This window comes from Methanosarcina sp. WWM596 (assembly GCF_000969965.1).
Taxonomy (GTDB): Archaea; Halobacteriota; Methanosarcinia; order Methanosarcinales; family Methanosarcinaceae; genus Methanosarcina.
In genome coordinates this window covers 2,230,880-2,251,436 of record NZ_CP009503.1, presented here as the reverse complement: position 1 = coordinate 2,251,436, position 20,557 = coordinate 2,230,880, and the positions used below count along the sequence as shown (strand labels likewise).

Here is a 20,557-nt window from a genome sequence, read left to right as displayed (position 1 = left end):
GTTTAGCCGAAAACGTTTTCCGGATATATTTATGTGGTATTATACTCATTGTTTCAGGGGGATTTTGTGGTTCTTGAGTACAAATTGATTATAGGGGGAGAGTCGAGAGACTCATCAACCGGAGAAGCTTTTGATGATATCAATCCGGCTACTCTTGAAAACCTTGGCACGGTACAGGTAGCCGGAAAAGAAGACGTGGACAGGGCAGTTGAGGCTGCTGAGGGAGGGTTCAGAGTATGGAGCGAGGTTCCGGCTCCTAGGAGGGCTGAAGTGCTCTTCAGGGCGGCTCACATTTTACAGGAGAGAAAGGAAGATCTTGCCTTACTCATGACAGAAGAGATGGGAAAGGTGCTGCCCGAAACAAGGGGAGATGTACAGGAAGCAATAGACATTACCAATTATGCCGCAGGGGAAGGCAGGCGAATGTTTGGGGAGACAACGACTTCCGAACTTAAGGACAAGTTCTGCATGACCGTGCTCAGGCCGATAGGAGTTGTGGGCATGATAACGCCCTGGAACTTTCCTATTGCCATTCCCAGCTGGAAGATCATGCCAGCCCTTATAGCAGGAAATGCAATTGTTTTCAAGCCTGCAAGTGACACGCCTCTGCTTGCAATTAAACTCGTCGAAATCCTGATGGAAGCAGGCCTGCCTCCGGGAGTGGTAAACATTGTGTTTGGACCCGGAGGAAGTGTTGGAAAAGCCATAGTCCAGCATCCTGGAATAAAAGCAATTTCATTTACAGGAAGCTTTGAAACCGGGAAATGGATCATGGAAGAATGCGCAAAAACCATAAAGAGAGTCTCTCTGGAACTGGGAGGCAAAAACCCGGTAATTGTCATGGATGATGCCGACCTTGAACTTGCTCTTGAAGGCGTGCTCTGGGGGGCTTTCGGGACAACAGGCCAGCGCTGCACGGCTACGAGCAGGCTGATCCTGCACGAGAAAATAAAGGACGAGTTTACAACAAGGCTGCTTGCAAAAACAAAACTTCTCAGGGTAGGAAACGGGCTTCTGCCTGAAACGGACATCGGGCCTGTAATTAATAAAGCCCAGCTTGAGAAAATAGAAAGGTACGTCAGGATAGGAAAAGAAGAAGATGCAACTCTCCTGCTCGGAGGAAATGTCATAGATCCCGGGCTTCCTGGCTATTTTTTTGAGCCGACTATCTTTACGGATGTCAGGCCGGATATGAGGATTGTACAGGAAGAGATCTTCGGGCCTGTGCTCAGCATCATTACGGTTTCAGGTCTTGATGAAGCAATTGAAGTTGCTAATAACACCAGATATGGGCTTTCTTCGTCAATTTATACTGAAAGTGTCGGAAAAGCCTTCAGGGCGATTAAAAAGATAGAATCAGGAATCACATATGTCAATGCCCCTACAATAGGTGCCGAAGTTCACCTTCCCTTTGGAGGCGTAAAAGGAACCGGAAACGGTTTCAGGGAAGCTGGGACAGAAGCAATCAAAGAATTTACAGAGATAAAAGCCGTGTACATAGACTACAGCGGCAGGCTGCAGAAAGCCCAGATAGATACGAAATGAAATGTAGGAAGAGGGTGAAGCATTCTGGATTACGATAAACCGGAAACTCTTGACAAATGGAGAAATTTAGAAAAAACAGAAAGATCAGAGGATTTAATAAAGAAACTGGAAACAGAACTTGACTTTTTCGAACAGGAAATCGGGTTGCTTGATGTGGTTGGCCCAAAAGCCAGGGAGATCATAGGACAGGACTGCAATGTAATGTCTGCATGTGTATCCCGTCCCTATCCTCTGGTTGTTGATAGGGCAAAAGGTTCCATAGTCAAAGACATAGACGGGAAAGAGTACATCGATTTCATTGCAGGGATTGCTGTCATGAATGCAGGCTACTCAAACCCCGAGGTTAAAGAAGCAATCTCAGCCCAGCTGGAGAAAATGGTCCACTGCGGATACGGGGACTTTTTTGCTGAGCCTCCATTAAAGCTTGCAAAAAAACTAAGGGAGCTATCAGGTTATTCAAAGGTCTTTTACTGCAACAGTGGGACCGAAGCTGTAGAAGCTGCAATGAAACTTGCTTTATGGAAGACAAAGCGCCAGAACTTTATCGCCTTTTATAACTCCTTCCATGGCCGGACCCTGGGCGCTCTTTCTCTGACCTGCTCAAAAATCCGTCAAAAGGAGCATTTCCCTGCCGTCCGTACAGTGCACACTCACTATGCTTACTGCTACCGATGCCCCATGAACCTTGAGTACCCCTCCTGTGGGATCGAATGCGCAAAGCAGATTGAAAACCTGATTTTCCGAAAAGAACTGAGCCCCGAAGACACTGCTGCCGTTTTCACTGAGCCAGTACAGGGAGAAGGTGGGTACATAGTCCCTCCCCAGGAATTTCACAAGGAAGTAAGAAAAATCTGCACGGATAATGATGTCCTTCTCGTAGCTGATGAAGTCCAGACAGGCTGTTTCAGGACAGGCCCCTTCCTAGCCATGGAAAACTTTGAGGTAAGGCCTGATATTACCTGCCTTGCAAAAGCCCTTGGTTCAGGCCTGCCTATAGGCGCAATGATTGCGGACAGAACCCTTATGGACTGGCCTCCTGGTGTCCACTCTAACACCTTCGGCGGAAATCTCCTTTCTTCAGCGGCAGCTCTTGCTTCCCTTGAATTTCTGGAAAAGGAAAATACCGAGAACCATGTAAGGGAAATGGGAGCTCACATCCGGCAGCGCCTCAGGGAGCTGCAGGAAAATTTCCCCTGCATAGGAGACGTTCGCGGGCTTGGCCTTATGATAGGGGCAGAAATCGTAAAGTCCGACAAAACCATAGACCCTATCCGAAGGGATAGGATTGTCAGGGAAGCGTTTAAAGAAGGAGTCCTGCTCCTCCCCTGCGGAGACTCTGTAATCCGTTTCTCTCCACCCCTCGTCATGACCGATGAAGAGGCCGACCTCGGACTCGATAAATTCGAGAAGGCGTTGAGAAGAGCGGTGAATTAAATCAGATAAAAAGAGGTATTTTGCCTTAGTCTTTACTGCCTGGAAAACTTTTATATAATCCTTATAGAGAAGTGGCATAGAACTAAGAAGAGATCAGAAAGGGGGCCAGAGAAAACTGAATATCTTCGCGGCCATCTCAGTCCCAATTCACGGTACGAGCCTTGTAGAGAGCCGGGAAATTTCGCAGACATACCGTAAAAGGACGGGTATTTTTCTCTAAAAGGCAAAGTATATCAATTTCAAACGGCTGTTGGCAACCAGCTAGTGCATCGATTCCGAAATTAGCGAATAAACCACGGATAACACAGATGACCCAAATCCCTGTATGTCCGTGTCCATCCGTGGTTCTTTAAGTTTACATGCAGGTTTATTTCAAGTCCTGATTTCTGGCTATATTTTGGAATTTCAGTGCTGGTATCGTACAAATCGACAAATGAATTCTACAACCGGGGACACTTTACGAGATAAAAGGAAAGTTGCTGGAGTATAAAAAAGAAAGTGAACTCACTACTGCTAATCCTGAATCATTTTATGTTACTGGTAACAGACCAAAAAACCCCCCGGCTTCAAGGATTTTTCTTAAGGAACTTTTCTGAATGTGGCTACTTTGTGACCTTTAAGAGGCATCTATAGAAAGATGGAAGCAAAGAAGTCTAATCAGATAAAAGATTTTCAACATAAGCTTTTCAAAACTATGATTGAAAACACCAGAGCCAATGCAATAATTGTTGGTGATCTTAATGTAAAAAATATGGCTCAATCAAAGAAAGTAACTGGAAAAAGAAAACGTTCTATCACAGACCCGATGGTGTTAAGTCCGATAGGAATCGTGGTTACATAACCGTATTTTTTGGTTTAGATGATTATGTAACCTCTTCTGAAGTGTTCAAACACACTATAATCATAACCGTAACCGACATTTCCACCATTGATTTGTTTTGGAAAATCGGCAATTCCAAAATAATTTCCGGCAACATCTTCATCGGATTCTACCATTGTACCTGATACGGGAGCATGGTAGCGGTGATACACATTTGGCAGTAAGATACAGGAGACGGCTATTCCTCCTTCAAAATGCACTGCCAGCTTGGATTGGTTCAGCAACTGGCGAACATTCAGTTTCTGGGTTACGTCTATTGGAGTGTCAATTGGCAGGTTATCATCGATCATATTGATCACTGCATCTGCCGGAGACACCACAACAGAATCACCATCAACACCGCTGATTGGTCTTTTTCCGTCCTTCAATTCCCGGGTAAAAAATTGGTTAAACGATACATAGTCTCCTTCGGGGATAATGTAATCATTCATTTTACTGCCCAGTTCATTCATCCATTTTGCCACCAGTTCTTTTGAAGCAGGCGAATCCATTTTTTGCCTGTCTAATTCCACATAATAAAAGTCATCAAATTGCCCGGGTCAGTAGAAACAAACTCCAATCCTTCTTCATTTTTATAATACAACCAGCTAAATTTTTTAATATATTCCAGACCGGTGGTTAAATCCGAATTCCATACATACCAGGCCTGAAAAAAATTTCATAAATCTTCAATCGTAGCATCTTTCCAGTAATGTATTACATCCGGGTCCGCGTCTGGAAGCATGGGCTGAACATTTTTTACTGCAGCATTGTATTTGTCTGCAAATCCATGATAATTTTCTTCGTACCATGCAGCTATCAATTCGGTAAACCGATGACGTATGAGTTAATTTCTAATTTTTCTTGATTCATAATACCACCAATGTTTAAACTCTTAAATAAATCAAAAATAAAAAAAGGGAACCTGTTCATCACGCGCATAGTGTAAAATTTTTTACTGTATTCTGGTGTTTCAGCGTGTATATTAGGGGCTCTGAAGAATAAGAATTAAAAATACTATTATAATAAATATAATACATGTCCAAGTGAATTTTGCGGCAATTAAAGATAAAACAAAGGCTAATGATTGCTATTTTTAAAAAACCAGCTTCCCCAAACTAACGAAATTTTTTTAAACATCGCCACCTATTTAGTAGTATGAAGTATGAGGGTAATAATCGGGTGGAAAACAATAGTTCAGCTTTGCTTGTTTTTATAATTGTAATTGCAGTGGCTGTCAGCCTTTTGGGGATAATGGTAGCTATGAAGTAACCCATTTTATGAAGTGACCTATTTTATAGGAAGAAGCGTAAAACCCATGAAATCTTAATTTCATGGGATATAAGCGTCAGCTTCCTCATCTTCTTATTTTCTGCTGCAATATGTAATGATAGTTATTTTTCATTTAAGAGATTAATCGTAATTTAGGAAATCTTCCTTCCAGGCTCAACAGAAAAGATCAGACTTGGAAGATACATGAAACTAGCCCTGGTTTTCGATTCTGTATTTTCCCGAAATTACGGAATATTAAAAGAAAAGAGCAGTTTTACTACCCTAATGGAAGTCACTAACGATTTTTGCTTCCTTGCTTCCTTGCTTCCTTGCTTCCTGCTCTTTCACTTCTCCTTCGTTTCCATATCAGCCGGCCTGAGAGTAAGCAGCCTGCTCTCTATAAATCCCATGGGCAGGTCTGCCCCCAGGGTAAGTGAGCCGACCTTATTTCCTGCAAGAGTTCTTCCAGGCAGGTCAGGCATAATCTCAAGCCCTCTTCCTACAGGCTTTTCAGAGGTTTCGGTTTTGAGCCCGGAAAGAGGGCCGGGAAGAGTTCCGGATACAAGTCCGAGGGCAGCGTCGGAAGCAAGCCTTGGGAGGGCTTCGGAACTCAGGCGGGAATGCCCGAGGGGAGAAAGCCCCAGGTCTCGAGTCGGAGAGAGCCGGTTGTTAAAGTCTGGTAAAAGTCCCCTGAGCTGGTCAAGGTCAGGGCTTGAAAAAGTAGAAGACTCATAAATACAAGTGGACTGCCAGGCTGGTGGTTTTTCACTATTTTCACGGGCTGCATGGTCAGAAATGTGAGAAGGTAAAACGGAATCTTCGGATTTGCTGCTATTCATAGCTGTAAGGATTGTCACAATGGTATATCAATTATACGAGGACTTTTATTGGAGGTCTTTTCCTGCCCTTTTCAGCCATATTTTTTCAGATTCGACCACATATTCCTTTTTTTCGTTTATGATCTCTGAGACTCAGTGTCTTTCAGAATACTTTTTTTTTATATGTGAGTAATTTATTTCCTGATGGAGTGTTTTTCCCACTCGAACCTCTTTGAAGAACCTTCTTCTTTTTTATATATCCGGCTTCAAACAAAGCTCTACTCAGGTCTTAAACATGAATTGGAGTCAGATATTGATATTTCGAATCTCCAGCATTACCAGCCGGTCATATCAACAAAAAATAAAAAACTCCAGACCAGAATAGTTATCTTCTAACAAACGTTTGAGTTGAATTCTTTTTTATATAATATATCGCATAATACAGAATGGAGAGTGGGCAACTTTAAGGGGAAAAGTAAAGACTACCCTAATCCTGCAAGGGAACTTTTCAAAAGGAATCCAGGCCAGGTTGAGGAGTTTTTTACAGGCAGTTTATCCGGCTAAAAGAGATAAACCTGTAGATACTAGGGAGAAATCCAGTAAAGATCCAGAAGGTGTCCGAAGACGTCAATTGTCCTGCAACAGGATTTTCCGGTTAAAGTGCCAGGCACATTTCCAGCAGTGAGGTTATATACGTTCTAAAAAACCTTTTCGACAAGGAGCATCTCAAGACTGCTCATGTCAATAATTGTTTTGAGAATAATACCACATGGGGGAATTTTATGCAAACGAGTCCTATCGAAGTCCAGAAAGCTTTAAAGAATATGGATTATCCTGCAGAGAAGAAGAAACTTATCGAGCACGCTAAAAAACACAAAGCCAACAGTAAGGTAATGGAGGTTCTCGAAGAACTTCCGGAAAAGGAGTACACCAACGCTGCCGATGTCAGTAAGGCGTTCTCAGGAAAGTAACTTTGCTCAGAGTGAACCCCCCTCAGGTGGGAGGCAGCTTAAAATATGAATTCTGTTGAGCTTCAGGGATTTTGGGAGCTTTAAACTATCTGGTAACTCCACACAAAAGATAACCTGATAGGCGTGCCAAATGGGAAAAGATTCAGATTCAATAAATTTATTGTATTACTTATGGCGTTAAGATACTCCCTTGAACAAATCCCCAGCTTCCCATTTGTGGCAAGAAAAGATTCAGGAGGTTTTTAGCCCCCGTTTTTCAAGTCGTTTTTTTAGATTTATTAGCTTGTATAATTAGCCTTATCATTCCACATTTGACGCAAATAAATGAATTAAATAATTACTCCAGTTCTCTTTCTAACTTTGTTATATCGAACCATACCCTGAAAAGTTCACCTTTTCCTGTATCCCTTATGTCAATTTCTACGGGTTGAGCCAGTGTAGCTTTAATTGTTCTCCATTCTTCCCTGTGGGCGTCAATAATTTCCCAGGGTCCGGCAGAACGGTCTTTTGCTCTGTCCCTGGAAAGCTGTAAAAGCAAGTGTTTCTTTTCTGTAGGAGTAAGCTCTTCAATACCCTTGATTTCAACCTCGCTTACGGTGGATTTCCCCGTTCTGGACTGATCAACCATCGGTTCTCTGGATTCGTCTTTGCCTCTTTTTTCCATGAATTCACCTCCCCTTCCTGCATAAAAAATATTCATGGTGTAGGTCTGAAGGTTCGCGGGTCAAGGTAAATATTTCTCTGGCAGTAGCTGCAGATCGTCTCGAGGTGTTTTCCTGCAAGAAGAGCTCTCTCTACATTTTCTTCAGGAGAGATATACTGGGTCATTTCCTCTCCACAATAAGGGCATTTTATCTTCAGCCAGTCCAGTTTCGTGAGCTGCCTGATATTCTGTATGAGTTTTCCCAGAGCATCCTCATAGGCTTCAGGGTAAAAACTAATCGGTTGGAGATGGCGTATAAGGATGGGCAGTTCAATTCCTGCCTCTACCAGTGGAATTATTAACTGGTCGGTTCCTACAGCTAGCCCGATCTCCTGATTTACCTCAGGGGATACTATTCCCTCCTGCGTGATGATCGGGATGACGCAGTCTGACTGGCGGATGCCAAAACGTATTCTTTCAGCTAGGGAAAGAATTCGAGCTTTCCGGTACAGGGACGAAAAACTCTCCAGTTCAACTGTCCAGAGAGCTCGCGCCAGTTCCTGGGCAAGCGGTTCGTCCTGCTCGCAATGAGAAATGTAAATCTTTGTGATCATACCTGCTGTACTTGGTCCGTGTTATTTTGTTTTTCCGGACTTATGTTCGGTCTCCGGTTCAGGTTCAGGTATCGGTTCGGGTGAAGGAACCGGCTGCGGCTCCGGATCAGGTATCGGCTCAGGCTGAAAAGATGGTTTTCTGTCTTCTTTTCCCAAAAATAACTCCCCCTCTTTCAAGGACACTACTTTCTACAAAATTGCTCTACTGTCGGTCTGCTTTGTTATATTTGCTTTGTTATGAATTCAAGCTGCTAAATTTGTTCTGTTAAGATTAAATCCTTGAAAACGAATTTCAAATTGGCAATAACATGCTTTGCTAAGTGCCTTCTATTATGCAGTACCAGAATTATGCGTACCAGAACTGTGCAGCACCAGAATTATTCAGTGCCAGAAAAATGCGTCAATCAGAAGCTAACATCACGCTTGTGGCTTTAATTACTGCGTAGACTTCGCTCCCTTCTTTTAAACCCATATATTCAGCCGAGTTTTTTGTGATAATGGAAGTAATCTCCGCACCGCCCGGAAGTTCGACTACGATTTCCGAATTAACCATTCCGTGAGCTATTTTTTTGACTTTACCTTTCAGAACATTGCGTGCGCTTATCTTCATACCTATCCCCAATTCAGGTTTTTATTTGTTAATCAATAAAGGTTAGTCTTGTGAATTAAAGAAGCATAGGAACCTAGCTTTCTGAACTTAGTTACTTAACTTGTAACTATTCAGCCACTGATAAAAAAGTATGTTTTCTCAGTAAAATGCTTCAAAATAGTTACTTTTAATTTTAAGAAAATCAACAACTAAAGGGTTCGTTAGAGCTTTTCTCCTATATTTCACACACTGAACGAAATGATAATGGAGTGAATACACAGAATGGCCTCTACGATCAAGTTTATATTGCATAGTTTTTACTATATTGGTATAACTATAAGTGTAAATAATTATGTTATTGTTGTTTTGTAGAAGTTAACGGCTTTCATCCTCCACCTGTCGCTAACGCTCCGAGAAGGTGACTTCCCGCCTTAGAGTTAAAATTCAAGCTCCAGTCCCACAGGGCAGTGGTCTGAACCCATGACTTCGGAGTAAATCGGGGCAGCCTTTACATTTTCCCTGAGGTTTTCACTGACGAAGAAGTAATCTAGGCGCCAGCCAACGTTTCTTTCGCGAGCTCGGGTCCTCATTGACCACCAGGAATAGTTTTCTCCCTCTTTGTTGAACATGCGGAAGGTATCAAGATATCCGGCTGCAAGGAACCTATCCATCCAGGCTCTTTCTTCGGGGAGAAAACCTGAAACTGTCTCGTTTTCTCTGGGCCGGGCAAGGTCGATTTCTCTGTGGGCTGTATTGACATCTCCACAGATGACAAGCTTTTTGCCTTCGGCTTTAAGGGTGTTTGCGTAGTCTAAAAAAGCGTCGTAAAAAGCCATTTTATATTCCAGGCGTTCCTGGGAGGCTTTGCCGTTTGGGAAATATATGTTCATTAAAATGAAATCTTCGTAATCAATCCTGAGAAAACGGCCTTCTCTGTCAAACTCCTCAATTTCCATTCCGGTTTCGACATTCAGGGGTTTTTCCTTTGAAAATGTCCCGACCCCACTGTAGCCACTTCGTTCCGCAGAGACGAAGTAATTGTAGTAGCCTGGAATGTTCTTTGCTTCCCTCGGAAGCTTGTCCGGAGAGGCTTTGGTTTCCTGGATGCAGATGACATCGAATTTCTGCTCCAGCAACAAATCCAGAAAACCCTTCTTCATTGCAGCTCTGAGGCCGTTTACATTCCAGGAAATAAGGCTATAATGTTCCGGCATTTTTTACCTCTGTGTTTTTTCAGATCAAATCGATATAAAGTTATTCAGGACTGAACATAAGGTCATAAAGCCATAAAGAATTTATTGATTCACACGTCACACAGCCATAGGATCAACTGATTTACTATGAAATATCTGATTTACTATGAAATTATCTGGAGTTTCAGTAAATAAAAGCTTCTTTAAACAGCTTCCGGTATAAACTGAGTGAAAAAATAAAATAATACTTCTGATAATTATTATAAGTATACATTTAAGCATATTCTGAAGACAGCTTCAAAAGCGTCGAATTATAAGCCAAAAAAATAAGGAAGTCTTATGGATTTAATACGGATTATATGCGTAATGCTTGCAGTTGCACTTTTTCTGGGCATTCTTACCTGTGGTACTCAGGACGAACCGGCAGCAGTTGCGGAGGAACTCGATAACAAAACCGTGGACGACTCTCCCTCAGGAATGACCGAAAAATCTCTGGCTTCAGGAGAAAACACAACAAAAGAACAGGCTGTTCTGGGACCTGCACCTCCAGACTCTCTTATTCTTGCAAAAGGGAAGAGTAAAATGGCAACTGAAAGGAGAGAAATCGAATATAAAGTCAGGGCCACAGTCAGACTTATTGAGGGACAGGGAGAAATTGAGGGACAGGGAGAAAAGCTCTTTCTTAAATTCAGAGAAGAAAACTCTCCCTGGTACAATAATGGCTTCTATATTTTTGTCTGGACAATAAATGGGACTCAGGTAGTCTACCCTCCCGACACAGGAAGTGAAGGAAAGGATATGAGAGGGCTTCTAGACGCAGACGGCAAGCCCATAGGGGAACTCTTCATAGAGGCAGTTCAGAGTGCAAATGGCGAAGGATGGATAGATTACAACTGGCAGGAAGCAGGAAATTCCGAACCTTCCCGCAGGTTCACCTTCGTTAAAAAAGCTACCTTTGAAGGGCGGGTTTACATCGTAGGATCAAGCTTCTACGTGGATGATCATATAATATGCAAGAACCTCAGCGACTGCATATATCTTGAAGAGCCCGGAAATATCCATGTTGTGGAGCTGCTGAACCCCGGAAACGTTAATAGAAACCTTGACCTGAACTACAGCGTCGCCCATGCAGTTATTGAACCTGGCGAAAATATCGCCCCTCATCTGATGAACAATCCTGAAGTTCATTATATCCTCGAAGGGGAAGGCATTCTTTATATCGACGGGATCACGGTTAAACTGAGCAAGGACCAGCTCATATATATCCCTGCAGGTGCTGTTCAAACCACATACAATACCGGAAACACGACTCTCAAATTCCTCGCTATAAACCAGCCTGGATGGTCAAAGAAAAATATTGAAATCTTTGAATAAAGGAGATCCCGATATCAATTGAGATAATCCTTAAAGAAACTCCGGGTCACTTTCGTATATAATACATAACTCCCAGCTGTCAAGGCTGCCTTCATTTCCTTCTGCCTGGTCTGCGACCTTCAGGGTCCAGGCCCCTTTCATCTCTTTATTCACAGCAGGCAGCAGGACCTCATCAGATTCGGTACTGAACATTTTCTTGAGATCTTTTCTCCCATATCCGGCTCTGTTATGCAGTACCAGTTCCTCCTCGGAAGGCATGACGAGTACGGCTCTCAGGTCTCCTATCGAGGGGTGGGTAATTTCCAGGGACACACCGAAGCTTACTATTTTTCCCCTTCTTTCGATCTCAATGAGGCTTTCTACGCCTGCGGGATCGTTATCGGGAACTTTGAGGAAGGGAAAAATCTCCCTTTTAAGTTCTTCCTTTTCGACCTTCTGTACCAGAAACTTAATTCCCCAGCTGTGGAAAGAACCTGTATGTTTCCTTGCAAGATCCTCAACCTTTAGAATCCATCTTCCCCAGACCCTTTCCCCTATACAGTCCATGAGAGCAGGAACTGAGCCCGAGTTATATGTTCTGACAAGGCTCCTGTCCTTCCGGGCTAGCCGGTCATGCAGGACTATGCTCTTTCCGGCAGGTGTAAACAGTTTAATTCTGAGGTCCCTGAGATAGGAGTGCTCGATATTTACACTGACCCGGATGTCTTTTATAAGCCCCTCTTCCGAAACATAAATGGAACTCAGGACTCCATCAGGGCTCACATCCGGGATAAGGATCCAGGGAGAAACCTCCTTTTCAACCAGAAACAGGCCTTCAAGGTCTCCTGCCGGTTTTCCAAGGCCTACTGCAGCCCAGGCATTTTTGATTGCCGTGTACTCGGGCCCTTTTTCCCCATACAGCTGGCGACAGGCGTTCAACAGAGCATACCTGGCTTCCCGGAACGTCCACCTGCTAAGGGTCGCACTGCACAGGTATGCGGTAAGAGCAAGATAATAGATCTTTTCGGCTTTCTCTCTGGGAATTCCTTTGACTTTAATCCCGTAGTGTGTCCCGCCCTCAATGGTCAGATAAGCGGCCTTGTTAAGAATCCCGCTGTTCAGGTGAATATACCCTGCCTGGTTCCTGTGAAGGTCAGGGACCTCCCCGGGAGCAAGCTGCATGTAATTGTCAATGTGGTCAGGCTGCCAGAACCTTGGAGGGTCGGAAAGGTCCCTCAGAGCGTCTCCTTCATGAAAAGGGGTGTAGACTCCTTCCCCTATTTCCCAGTTCGTGATCTTCTCTTCGTTTGAGATAAAAACTGCAAAAACATCTGCAAAGGACTCATCAAGAGCTCCGGCTTCTTCACAGTACACGAATTTGGCTGTCTGGGCGGTAACGGCATGTGTCAGCTCATGAGCTACAATGTCGAGCGCAAACGCCATGGGTCTCCAGCGAAAACCATCTCCGTCCCCAAAAACAAGCTGTTTGTGGTAGTCGCTCCAGAAAGAATTGTTGTAGTTTCGCTGAAAGTGGACCGTAGAAACGAGAGGTGAGCCTTTATTATCATAACTGTCCCTTCCGAAAGTGTTTTTATAGTAATCGTACACTATTCCCATATTTTCATGAGCTGCTCGGGCTACCTCATCTGCGACAGTCTGATCGTTTTCAAGCAGAAGTTCGCCGGGCAGGGAAGATTCGTTTTTTGCAGTGTATGTCTTTCTAAAAAGGGCGGACCTGATCTGGGAAAAATTGTAAAGCTGCTCGCCGGTATGGGCATCAATGAAATGGAACTTCCCTGCAAACCCTTCGGCAAATATGGACTCAATCTGCCAGACCAGATGAAGCCTTTTCAGGTGGAGCTTTTTCAGGGGAGGCTGTTTTTTACTGTCCCGAAAAAGCATCAGCCTTGAACGGGGAATCGTAACAACGTGTTTTGAGCCAATACTCCGACGGACAATTTCAATAGCTTCTTCTATTTTGATTTTCGGCTCAAGGGCAACACGTACCTCGGTCACGCGAAAATCTTTGTATGCAATCACTTCCCCGGCGGGGTTTATGTGGACCTGGACAGATCCCTCGAACACAGGGATGCCTTTTATGTGCTGGAGGAAAATCACATGGTGAAACCCGGAAAAATCGGTCTCGGCACTGAAAAGCTCCAGGCTCTCATCAAGCCCGGGCTGCTTGTCCAGAAGCACCCTGTATTCTTCCAGAAACTTCCTTGCTATCGTTTCAGGACTTTCGGCTGATGGCTTTGAAAGGGTGCCTTTGATGAATTTAGGAATCTTCATGCGGGAATCCCAGATAATTTCAGATTCGGGGTCGATTTCTTTTAGTTTCTCGGCAGCTTTTGCCTGCTTTTCACTCAGTTCCGGCATATTTCCCTCAGCTTTCCAATTCCTTTTCTATACAATCCCCGGCTATATTCAATCCCTGTCTGTACGGTTCTTACTTGATTCATCCCTTTTTGTGGCCACTACTTAATTTGATCTGATTAAATTTAAAGCTAATTTGAGCTTTATTTAATTCCTGTTTTTAATTCCTGCCTTTACCCGCCGTCTGAAACTTAAATCAGGAACCTGACCCGCTAAGCCCAAATGAGAGGGGTCAGTCGGGAGGCATGATCTCCGTAAGGATATTCCAGCAAACCAGAAAAAAGGCCAGAATGTAAAAAATTACGACTGCAAACCTGTCTATGCTTTCCACCCACTGCAGGATCCTTGTCCAGAGCAGGGAAAAGAAAACAGCCGAGAGGTAAGTTAAAGGAGAAGTCCACCCGAAGAAGGAAAAAACAAGATAAAGCTGAGCAAACGCAAAAAAGCCCATCCCTGCCGGAAAACAGAGATAAGTGGAATACATGCCTGCAAAGTCGGTACCTGCGGTATAAGGGAGGTGCGGGATAAGAGACACGGAGGCAAAAACCAGGAACTGCCAGCTTTTTAGAGTCTTTTTTAAGGGTTTTATCTTATGCCTGCGCCTCATATATTCCCCTGGAATTTTAGGGGTTGATCGTATATTTTGCTTACTCTAAAACAGGATTTCAGGGTATGAGGAAGAAAAAAAATATCGGATAAAAAAAATGGCATCATTGATGGAATACCTGTTGTTTTCGACTACAGTGAGCATGGAAGCACAGGGTTGTTTTTATGGAAGATCTTTGAAGAGTAAGTCGAGATTTTTACGAGTTTAATATTATATTTTGAAAGTTAAAGCTTCAAAAAAATAACCTTTATGAATATATTACGAGAATTTCTTCAACCTGCCTTTTGCGTTCATCACGTTCTTCTGTTGTTAGAAGCCTTTTTTTCGATGAGAAGTTCGATAGGGCATAAAGAAAAGAGGTTGATTCCAGGCTTTTGATGTATTTTCATTGATGCGGCTGTGGGTATAGAGAAGACCTGAGGAGAGGTTTTTATGGATTTTTGGAAGTGTATTGGGTGAAGTTTCGTTTGATATGTCAGTTGATCATTGTCCTTATAAAAAATAGTGAGGGTTATTTTCCGGTTCTGACTCTCGTCAGGTAAGCTCTGCAAAAAAGTGTTATCTTTCCGCTCCTAGAGTATTTTAACAATCTGCTGGTACAGAAATTGATGAAGAAAGTATACTCTATAGGCGGTGGTGAGAACATACCCCGTTGCAAGCAACGGGGTGCGCCAGCGCAACTTTGATTTGTAAACCTTATTTTGCCTACAATAAAGATTCCGTCATCCTCTGCATACGTCGGGTGGTCTTTCCCCAATGTATCCAACCAATCGCCATCTAATTATACGTGCCTTCAAACATTCCATAAAGTATTCTCCACCTAATGTATTTTGGCCAGCTCTCACATGAGTTGCTCTTGATCCTAAGCCTAGTGACCGCGCTCCATCTTCTAATTTTTCCCCTGTACCTGAATACCTAAACTCGCCGGTCAAGTCTATACCATCTTGAACTGTAAATTCTACAAGGTGATGCGATCTATTCGCACCAAAATATCCTTTGGCATAGTCAAAACTTTGAGTGATACCCTGATAACTTTCTTGAATATCAAAATACCCTGTTTGACTTAACTGATTGTATTCCATTTCCTGCATTGCTCGAAAATATATCTGGATTCCTTGTCTCGGTGGAATAGTACTGTAAAATATTTTACCTCCATGTCCCAGTTGCCGATCCTCATAGAATTTACCCGGCTGCCTTTGTATGAGTGTTGTTGTGTTATTAATAAATGATTTCTCAGGAATAAATTGTGTTTGAATAGAGGATTCTATTACTTTTTTATCAAGTTCCGTCTTTCTATTAATTATTAGTTGCAAAGCCCTATTTCCTGCTATATCTGCTTCCTTTTCTAACACCACATCATCATTTACTGCCACATCCTTCAATTGCATCGTTGGCTTTACTCTTCCCTGAACCTGCTGCACCACATGCCAAGCCTCATGCGGTAAATGTCTCTCCTGCCCCGGAGCTACATGAATATTAGTTCCCTGAGTATATGCCAAAGCTCCTACTTCAGCAGGTTTATCCGAATTGTAATGCACCCTTACATCGCTCATATCAATTCCAGAAAGGCTCTCCACGCCAGCCTTGAGGTTATCAGGCATTCCGGTATTATTTTCTCTCTTTGGCTGAAGAGGTTCTTCCTCCTCTGACTCTTTTCTCTGAATGCATGAAGGACAGGCTACTTGCTCAGGGTTGCTTTCAAAAACGCCTTGAAGAGGATTTTCCTCTTCTTCCGGAACTTCTTGGCGCTGAATTGTATCAATCATTTTCCCTTGAATAGTTTCCTCTTCTTCTGGGATCTCCTGTCTCTGCACGCATGAAGGACATGTTTCTTCCTCTTCCAGCTTTTGACGCTGAATCAGCACCTGTTGATCCGTTGAAGGGCTTCGTATTTCTGAGAGCAATCTGCCAACTGCCCTATTTCCGATGGTACGCTGGAGATGTAAAACATCTGCTGGAGTTAGAGATTTTGGATTGATTCTGGAACGCTGGATGATAGCTGCAGGATTTGATACAGGAGTCTGGATTATGAGAGTAGATCTTCTTTGAGGAGAAGATTCCGGTTTCTTCGATTGTTGAATTTGATGGTGCTTGGACATGATTGAACTCTCCGTGGGGTCATGATATAATGTTGCAAATCAGTTTTTGCATATAATTTGGAGGCAGACATCTTCTCAAATTAGAAATTATCCTTTTTATGTCCTCAACTGCCTGCTAAATCCATTTTCAGCTTTTTTAATTAAAAAAGAGCTTTTTACTTTATTTTTCACTTTATGTAGACAATAATTTTACTTTTCGATATTTCTGCACCATTTGAAGAAGATATCGGGATAAAGGAGGTTTGTTTTTGATTTTTCCGGTTATTTCTCCTTCGTTTTTGGTCTCTATCTGGTTCCGGTTTTTATGTCCTTACTCAACGGGAGCATTGTCCAGCTAGGGAACGTATTCCCATTTCCACAGGCTGTGGTTTGAATCATTTTCAGCCATTGAGTGATTGGAAGTGTTTATGAAAACCACAGGATGTTCCTTTTGAATAAAATAGTACTTAACATCGTGTTCGGGGGCAGGTTTTACGGAATCCCCGTGAATCGAGTCCTGTTCAAGGTCTTTTATCTCATAGAAGTTGTTAAAAAAAGAGTGTTTTCGCAGCTGTTCATTATTAAAGATGATTGAAACCTCGACTTCACAGTACCTGTCTCCCGTTATGTACGGGGTGCAGTGTATAACTCTGGTGAAGTTTTTCATATAGTCTGCTGCAGGTTGATAAATAACGGGGAGAATGGTTCCGGGAAATATATCGTCCCCTGGCTCCAGTTTTATATCCTCTATATCGTTCATATCAAATATGTTGTTACTTTTTAGTGAAGGATTGGAGGTCTCCTCGTATATTGACTCATAAAACCTGTAAACACGGGAGTCTTCAAGCGAGTGCCCTTTCTTTGTCTACTCCCAGACCCAGCAGTTGTCACTGAACTGAATTTTGTGTCCCATCTTCTTCCCATGTAGGAAAACCAGAGTTCCATGCTATCTTCAGGAACTTTTTCTTTTGATAGGTTTTCCCTGATATGACATCTCTCTGGATGGAAATGAGCTTTGAAGATTCGGAAAACTCTGGCAATTTCTCTCAACCCCATTTATTCCTATTTTTAGAATCGATAAGTTTCTTCAAGTGGAAATCAATTGAGCACAAAAAAGATTACAGTCATATAATTAAAAAAATAAGGATGCAGTTAAAGGATGCATTTTTCTTTCTAATTAGGGAATTGAGGCATAAAGATGCCTCTTTGATAACCCTTGGTTACATTGCTACTGAAATTTGCAACAGGAATTACAGGTTCAGTACTGGAGAGTATATGTAAACTGCTCGAAGGCGGTAAAGGCCAGATTCCTTCATTCATCGGTCCTAGCCTTCAGCCGCGTTAACTACAAGAATAGTTTTACTATCCATGTTCGTTACTCTACTTTATTATCTCTGTTACTTTTTTCGTTATTATCTCTGGATTATCGCAACTCCGACAGGAGACTTTCCTACAGATATAGTGGTTATAATATTGTCTGTTTCTGTATCGATTATAGAGACACTGTCAACGCCGCTGTTAGTAACATAAATTTCTTTTCCATCTGGGGTGACTTTAACGTCACTAGGAGAGCTTATCTCGCTTACGGTATAAACTATGTTTGTAACAATGTTGTTTGAGGTGTCAATTACAGAGATAATCCCATCGTTGTAGTTTGTAACGTATACTTTTGTTCCATCTGGCGTGACTGCAACTCCTCGAGAACTGGTCCACAAATTCACCGTGGTTGTAACATTATCTGTTATAGTATCAATTACGAAAACTCTATTGCTTTCATCATTCGTCACATATACTTTTGTTCCGTCCGGCATGATTGCAACACCCCATGGATCGTCTGTTTCCAGCGTAGCAGTAATGTTGTTTGTGGCGGTGTCAATTACAGAGATATTGTTGCTGCCGGAGTTTACCACGTATAGTTTCGTTCCATCCGGTGTAAATACAATTCTTTCTGGAGTGTCTCCCACATTAACTGTGTCAATAATCTTTCTTGTTATGGTATCGATTATAGAGATAGTCCCATCGCCTGAATTTGTAACATATACCTTTGTCCCTGCAGGGTTGACTGCAACTCCCACGAATGTACCGTTTCCTCCTGCACTCAACGTGTCTATAACAGTTTTTGTAGCTGTGTCAATTATAGAAATACTGCTTGAGTTTTCTGACCCGTCACCGGAGTTCGCCACGTATACTGTCCCATCTTGAGTGACTGCAATTTCATAAGGATTGATTCCTACAGATATATTGCCTGTAATTTCCCTTGTTGCGGTGTCAATTAAAGAAACAGTTCCGTCGCCTTTCGTAACATATGCATAAACAGGAAATACCAATATTGTAGAACGTTTTGAATCTGTACCATTTGCATTGTTTACAGTTAGGGAAGCGGTATAGTTGCCTGCTGCAGAGTAAGTATGCACTGAATTTTGCCCGGTAGAAGTAGCTCCGTCTCCAAAGTCCCAGTTCCATTCCGTTGCATGTTCCGAGAGGTCGGTAAACTGGACCGAGAGAGGAGAATAACCTCTGGTGACATTAGTACTGAAACTTGCAACTGGTAATGCGGGTTCTTGAACAGGCTCCGATCGTTTTAGGACCGTTATTACTGCAAACGCAGAATCCGTACCGTTTGTATTGACTGCAGTCAGATTAACAGTATAATTACCAGCAAAGGAGTAAATATGAGCCGGATTCTGCTCGATTGAATTAGTTCCGTCTCCAAAGTCCCAGTTCCATCCGGTTGCATTTTCTGAGAGGTCTGTAAACTTAACGGAAAGGGGAGAATAACCTTTGGTGGTACTACTTGTAAATTTTGCAAAAGGAAGTAGAGGCTCTACAGGTGAATTGAATGATTTTTCGAGAACCGTTATTCTGGCAAATGCGGAATCTGTGCCGTATGTATTGGCTGCGGTCAGTGAAACGGTATAGATTCCTGCTGCAGGGTAATTATGTACCGGGTTCTGTTCGGTTGAATTAGTTCTGTCTCCGAAGTCCCAGTTCCATTCCGTTGTATTGCCCGAGAGGTCTAAAAATTGTACAGAAAGAGGAGCATAACCGGATGTGACATTATTGCTGAAATTTGCAACCGGAAATTTTGTGTCGAGATCAGGCTCTTCGCTTTCTCCGCTTATTGCCAAAGGGACAGCAAACATGGTCACTAGTGCTATAACTGCTACGGTCGCAAGTGCAATTTTAGTAACTGGCTGAATTAAGAAATATATCAGGTTTTGAATACAGGAGGTCTCACAAGTAAGCTGTAAGTTTTCCAGCCAGGACTCTGAACCCTTTGCCGGTTGAATATGGTTTACCGATTTTAGAGTGTTTTCCAGTTCATTCTTGAAATAGGATTCTTTATCAAAATATTGTTCAAGCTGATCATCTGACAGATTTTTGACCCTGACTTCGAGCATCTTTCTCTGGATTTGTGTTAGGCTTTTGATAAGCTTTTTAGTTGATTCTTTGACCACGTAGCTGACAAAAGTCAGGGTGAAAACCTTTACACTTTCCTTTACATCCTGCTTAATGTCGTTCATGATCAAGCTTCCTGTTATCGATTTTGTTATCAATCTCTTTGCAGATCCTTTTCTCGCAAGCCTCCAGATTTTCATCCAGATCCCTGTTGAATTCATCCTGCAGGCAGTCAAAAAAGCTCCCGAATATCAGGTCAGTAGGAAATTTTTTTCTCATATCCCCACAGGAATTGCCGATGCACTCTTTTATCTTCTTAACAGATGTCTCGACACAGCTTTTTAAGCCAGAAGCAGGTCTTTTGTCAAGCTCAAAATCAGTGTTCTTTATTTCCTCGATCGCTTTATCACATGCCTCCTCCATTTTCTTCTTAAAAGAAGGACTGATCTTCTCCCTGTATTTGTTTCCAACAGTATGCTTGATCCTGAAGCGTGTGGTTTCGTCTGAGGAGGTCTTGAAGGCATCTTTCAGAATCTCTTTCATACATTTCACCTCGATTTCATCAAAGCCTTTATCCATGCATTCCCTGATGCCAGCTACAAAACCTTTCTTTATACCTTCGCTAAGCCCTTCATTGAAACCCTCGTCCATGCCTTCGCGGATGTCCTTAGCCATCGTTTCGTATTTGCTGCAATAATCGTTTACAGGAACCTCTATTTCTGTCAAAATATAACCTCACATTAGAAAGTTTCTGATAGATTAAATGAAGTAAATGGACGTGATATTCAGTGTATCTGGACGTGAAA

Annotated in this window: 21 protein-coding genes; 6 read left to right on the top strand and 15 right to left on the bottom strand. The window is 42.6% G+C overall.

Annotated elements, in window-relative coordinates; all coding sequences use genetic code 11:
* Positions 1 to 66 precede the first annotated feature (66 nt).
* From MSWHS_RS09850 to MSWHS_RS18495, 3 genes are all read left to right on the top strand, one after another.
* Positions 67 to 1,545, top strand: a complete 1,479-nt coding sequence (locus tag MSWHS_RS09850) for an aldehyde dehydrogenase family protein (protein WP_048127610.1) — start codon at positions 67 to 69, stop codon at positions 1,543 to 1,545.
* A gap of 153 nt (positions 1,546 to 1,698) precedes the next feature.
* Positions 1,699 to 2,979, top strand: a complete 1,281-nt coding sequence (locus MSWHS_RS09845) for an aminotransferase class III-fold pyridoxal phosphate-dependent enzyme (protein WP_231585731.1) — start codon at positions 1,699 to 1,701, stop codon at positions 2,977 to 2,979.
* Between the two features lie 637 nt (positions 2,980 to 3,616).
* Positions 3,617 to 3,820, top strand: a complete 204-nt coding sequence (locus MSWHS_RS18495) for a hypothetical protein (protein ID WP_052722683.1) — start codon at positions 3,617 to 3,619, stop codon at positions 3,818 to 3,820.
* Between the two features lie 14 nt (positions 3,821 to 3,834).
* On the opposite strand, the gene MSWHS_RS18490 is transcribed toward MSWHS_RS18495, so the two are convergent.
* The 3 genes from MSWHS_RS18490 to MSWHS_RS09835 all read right to left on the bottom strand — a co-directional run bounded on the left by MSWHS_RS18490 (position 3,835) and on the right by MSWHS_RS09835 (position 5,967).
* Positions 3,835 to 4,311: a phosphatidylserine decarboxylase gene (locus tag MSWHS_RS18490; protein ID WP_197073893.1), complete on the bottom strand. Its 477-nt coding sequence runs from the start codon at positions 4,309 to 4,311 to the stop codon at positions 3,835 to 3,837.
* A 206-nt stretch (positions 4,312 to 4,517) separates the two neighbouring features.
* Entirely contained in the window at positions 4,518 to 4,661 is a 144-nt protein-coding gene (locus MSWHS_RS20325) for a hypothetical protein (RefSeq protein ID WP_156148108.1), read from the bottom strand.
* Positions 4,662 to 5,454: 793 nt separating this feature from the next.
* On the bottom strand, positions 5,455 to 5,967 hold the full coding sequence (locus tag MSWHS_RS09835; RefSeq protein WP_048127614.1) for a hypothetical protein: 513 nt from the start codon (positions 5,965 to 5,967) through the stop codon (positions 5,455 to 5,457).
* Between the two features lie 743 nt (positions 5,968 to 6,710).
* Here MSWHS_RS09835 and MSWHS_RS09825 point away from each other — a divergent pair.
* Positions 6,711 to 6,899: a DUF2795 domain-containing protein gene (locus tag MSWHS_RS09825; RefSeq protein WP_048127618.1), complete on the top strand. Its 189-nt coding sequence runs from the start codon at positions 6,711 to 6,713 to the stop codon at positions 6,897 to 6,899.
* Between the two features lie 337 nt (positions 6,900 to 7,236).
* On the opposite strand, the gene MSWHS_RS09820 is transcribed toward MSWHS_RS09825, so the two are convergent.
* The 6 genes from MSWHS_RS09820 to MSWHS_RS09805 form a co-directional block, all read right to left on the bottom strand.
* Positions 7,237 to 7,563 carry a hypothetical protein gene (locus tag MSWHS_RS09820; protein ID WP_197073891.1) on the bottom strand — a complete coding sequence of 109 codons (327 nt, stop codon included), beginning with the start codon at positions 7,561 to 7,563 and terminating at the stop codon, positions 7,237 to 7,239.
* A 32-nt stretch (positions 7,564 to 7,595) separates the two neighbouring features.
* Positions 7,596 to 8,156, bottom strand: a complete 561-nt coding sequence (locus tag MSWHS_RS09815; protein WP_048127622.1) for a toll/interleukin-1 receptor domain-containing protein — start codon at positions 8,154 to 8,156, stop codon at positions 7,596 to 7,598.
* Between the two features lie 21 nt (positions 8,157 to 8,177).
* Entirely contained in the window at positions 8,178 to 8,312 is a 135-nt protein-coding gene (locus MSWHS_RS22000) for a hypothetical protein (protein ID WP_255350495.1), read from the bottom strand.
* Positions 8,313 to 8,556: 244 nt separating this feature from the next.
* Entirely contained in the window at positions 8,557 to 8,766 is a 210-nt protein-coding gene (locus tag MSWHS_RS09810; RefSeq protein ID WP_048127624.1) for a molybdopterin-binding protein, read from the bottom strand.
* A gap of 138 nt (positions 8,767 to 8,904) precedes the next feature.
* Positions 8,905 to 9,057: a transposase gene (locus MSWHS_RS22325; protein WP_369798569.1), complete on the bottom strand. Its 153-nt coding sequence runs from the start codon at positions 9,055 to 9,057 to the stop codon at positions 8,905 to 8,907.
* Positions 9,058 to 9,182: 125 nt separating this feature from the next.
* Complete coding sequence (locus MSWHS_RS09805) at positions 9,183 to 9,959, bottom strand: exodeoxyribonuclease III (protein WP_048158995.1); 777 nt, start codon at positions 9,957 to 9,959, stop codon at positions 9,183 to 9,185.
* 318 nt (positions 9,960 to 10,277) lie between these two features.
* Here MSWHS_RS09805 and MSWHS_RS09800 point away from each other — a divergent pair, with 318 nt between their 5' ends.
* Complete coding sequence (locus tag MSWHS_RS09800; protein ID WP_048158994.1) at positions 10,278 to 11,312, top strand: cupin domain-containing protein; 1,035 nt, start codon at positions 10,278 to 10,280, stop codon at positions 11,310 to 11,312.
* Positions 11,313 to 11,342: 30 nt separating this feature from the next.
* Here the strand turns inward: MSWHS_RS09800 and MSWHS_RS18485 are convergent, their stop codons facing one another.
* From MSWHS_RS18485 to MSWHS_RS09775, 4 genes are all read right to left on the bottom strand, one after another.
* The gene (locus MSWHS_RS18485) at positions 11,343 to 13,670 is read right to left on the bottom strand and encodes a M4 family metallopeptidase (protein ID WP_052722681.1); all 2,328 of its coding nucleotides are present in this window, start codon (positions 13,668 to 13,670) and stop codon (positions 11,343 to 11,345) included.
* Positions 13,671 to 13,899: 229 nt separating this feature from the next.
* Positions 13,900 to 14,274, bottom strand: coding sequence for a hypothetical protein (locus MSWHS_RS09790; protein WP_048158993.1), 375 nt, complete (start codon positions 14,272 to 14,274; stop codon positions 13,900 to 13,902).
* Between the two features lie 722 nt (positions 14,275 to 14,996).
* Entirely contained in the window at positions 14,997 to 16,373 is a 1,377-nt protein-coding gene (locus MSWHS_RS19330; protein WP_082088346.1) for a DUF4157 domain-containing protein, read from the bottom strand.
* A 334-nt stretch (positions 16,374 to 16,707) separates the two neighbouring features.
* Positions 16,708 to 17,112, bottom strand: a complete 405-nt coding sequence (locus MSWHS_RS09775; RefSeq protein WP_048158991.1) for a hypothetical protein — start codon at positions 17,110 to 17,112, stop codon at positions 16,708 to 16,710.
* 248 nt (positions 17,113 to 17,360) lie between these two features.
* Between MSWHS_RS09775 and MSWHS_RS09770 the strand changes: the two genes are divergently transcribed.
* Positions 17,361 to 17,633, top strand: coding sequence for a hypothetical protein (locus tag MSWHS_RS09770; RefSeq protein WP_156151213.1), 273 nt, complete (start codon positions 17,361 to 17,363; stop codon positions 17,631 to 17,633).
* 131 nt (positions 17,634 to 17,764) lie between these two features.
* On the opposite strand, the gene MSWHS_RS09765 is transcribed toward MSWHS_RS09770, so the two are convergent.
* Together MSWHS_RS09765 and MSWHS_RS21560 are read right to left on the bottom strand one after the other, a co-directional pair.
* The gene (locus tag MSWHS_RS09765) at positions 17,765 to 19,876 is read right to left on the bottom strand and encodes a PKD domain-containing protein (protein WP_052722680.1); all 2,112 of its coding nucleotides are present in this window, start codon (positions 19,874 to 19,876) and stop codon (positions 17,765 to 17,767) included.
* Positions 19,863 to 20,477 carry a hypothetical protein gene (locus MSWHS_RS21560; RefSeq protein WP_048158989.1) on the bottom strand — a complete coding sequence of 205 codons (615 nt, stop codon included), beginning with the start codon at positions 20,475 to 20,477 and terminating at the stop codon, positions 19,863 to 19,865. Before MSWHS_RS21560 ends, MSWHS_RS09765 begins: the two co-directional genes overlap by 14 nt.
* Between the last annotated feature and the right edge of the window lie 80 nt (positions 20,478 to 20,557).